2 protein-coding genes are annotated in these 2,096 nt (G+C 68.2%); both read left to right on the top strand.

Features of this window, described 5'->3' with window-relative positions:
- Nucleotides 1–468 (top strand): IS607 family transposase (locus tag ACIQUT_RS40250; RefSeq protein ID WP_403570694.1); only part of this gene is annotated, 468 nt, incomplete at its 5' end.
- Nucleotides 461–2,089, top strand: coding sequence for an IS200/IS605 family accessory protein TnpB-related protein (locus ACIQUT_RS40245; RefSeq protein ID WP_403570693.1), 1,629 nt, complete (start codon nucleotides 461–463; stop codon nucleotides 2,087–2,089). The genes ACIQUT_RS40250 and ACIQUT_RS40245, both read left to right, overlap by 8 nt.
- Nucleotides 2,090–2,096 lie beyond the last annotated feature (7 nt).

The following is a 2,096-nucleotide window of genomic DNA, read 5'->3' as shown; positions in this document are numbered from 1 at the left end:
ACGATCCTGGTGAACATCGACGCGAACACCACGCCCGAGGTCATCGGTGGTCTGGGTCTGTACGCTCGCGTGTCCTCGCACGATCAGAAGACCGATCTGGAACGCCAGGTCGCGCGGCTGTCGGCGTGGGCGGTGAAGGCCGGTCACCGAGTCGTTCGTGTTGAGACGGAGATCGCTTCCGGGATGAACGGCTGCCGTTCCAAGGCCCGGCGTCTACTGGCCGACCCGAACGTGACCTGCGTGGTGGTGGAGCACAAGGACCGGCTCGGCCGGATGAACGTCGAACTGGTCGAAGCCGCCCTGTCCGCGACGGGCCGTCGGCTGCTGGTGCTGGACGACGGCGAGGTCGAAGACGACCTGGTGCGGGACATGGCGGAGGTGCTGACGTCGTTCTGTGCCCGCCTGTACGGGCGCAGGTCGGCGAAGAACCGTGCCCGCAAGGCGCTGGAGGCCGCCGAACATGGCTGACCTCCGTCCGATCGCCGCGCCGTTCGTCGTCCTCGGGCCGTCCGGTGTGGCGATCCGCGACCGCCTCAAGGACCTGACGCCCGAGGATGGGAAGGTGCTGCGGCTGGTTGGCGCGCACCTCGGATCACTCGCGTCGAGGGATCTCAAAGCGCGCTGTGCTGACGGCCTGGAGCACTCCAAGGAAACCTGGGCGGCCCGGAAACAGGGCCTCACTGCCGAGTCGTCCTCGCGGTGGGCCGGTGCGCTCACCAAGGCCACTCACGACCAGTGGGCCTTGTCGCGTCGCTGCCAACTCGCCCACATCCAGCACCTCGAAGCCGGGATCCGCACGATCCGGCACCGCCTGTCCCAGCCCATCGGATCGAAGGGCACCAAGAAGGTTCCCGGTGGCTACCGCTCGAAGAACGAGTGGTTCCACAAGACCCGACGCCTGCACGTCCTCGAAGAACGCCTGGAACAGCGATGCGCCGACCACGAAGAGGGCGTCGTGCACGTCGTGCGGGGCGGCAAGCGCCTCGCACGCAACCGTCACAACCTCGACACCGCACAGCTCACCGAGGCCGAGTGGCGGACACGGTGGGAGGCGGAACGCTGGTTCCTCCAGGCCGACGGCGAGTCCGGCAAGCGCTTCGGGAACGAAACCGTCCGAGTCACCCCGGACGGCGAGGTGTCCATCAAGCTCCCGGCTCCCCTTGCCGGGTACGCCAACACCAAGCACGGCCGGTACGTCCTCACCTGCACGGTGCGCTTCCCGCACCGGGGCACCGAGTGGGCCGACCGGATCGAGGCCAACCGGGCGGTCGCCTACCGCATCCACCCGGACGTGGCCAAGGACCGCTGGTATCTGACCGCTTCCTGGCAGATCCCGCCGTCGAGGACCGTCCCGCTGGATGCCGCCCTGGCCGACGGTGTGATCGGTGTGGACACCAACGCCGATCACCTCGCGGCCTGGCGCTTGGACACACACGGTAATCCCGTCGGGCACCCGCGGAGGTTCTTCTACGACCTCAGCGGGTCGGTCGACCACCGAGACGCCCAGGTCCGCCACGCCCTGTCCCGGCTGCTGAACTGGGCCAAGACGTGCGGCGTGAAGGCCATCGCGGTCGAAGACCTTGATTTCCAGGCCGAGAAGACCAGGGAGAAACACGGTCGGCGCCGCACGTTCCGGCAGCTCATCTCCGGTATGCCCACCGGCAGGCTCCGCGCCAGGCTGACCTCGATGGCCGACCAGACCGGTATCACGGTCATCGCCGTCGATCCGGCCTACACCAGCAAGTGGGGCGCCCAGCACTGGCAGAAACCCCTCACCGGCAGGACCCGTAAGACGACCCGTCACGATGCGGCAAGCATCGCGATCGGGCGACGCGCCCAAGGGCACCCGATCCGGCGACGGACGACACCGCCCCGCGACGACCAGAGCGATCGTCGCGGGCATCGGACCGTCCAGGCCCGACCGGAAGCCCTCGGGCGTGAGGAAACCCGCCCCCGCATCCCCGGACCACGCACCAGATGCGTGCAGCCGGACGCGGCGAGTACGCGGGCGACCAGGACACCCAAAACCGTTCGGGATGTCCGCAGAGAGCAGGAATGGGTCCAAGACTCACTCCTGCTCACTGATTAGGAACGGT

This window comes from Streptomyces sp. NPDC090445 (genome assembly GCF_044769385.1).
Classification (GTDB): domain Bacteria; phylum Actinomycetota; class Actinomycetes; order Streptomycetales; family Streptomycetaceae; genus Streptomyces.
The sequence above is the reverse complement of the archived record's forward strand: the minus strand, read 5'-3'. Positions and strand labels throughout refer to the sequence as shown.

What these genes read in the sequence shown, in the direction of transcription:
- ACIQUT_RS40245 (WP_403570693.1), top strand. Translation starts at nt 461, where the DNA reads ATGGCTGACCTCCGTCCGATCGCCGCGCCGTTCGTCGTCCTCGGGCCG.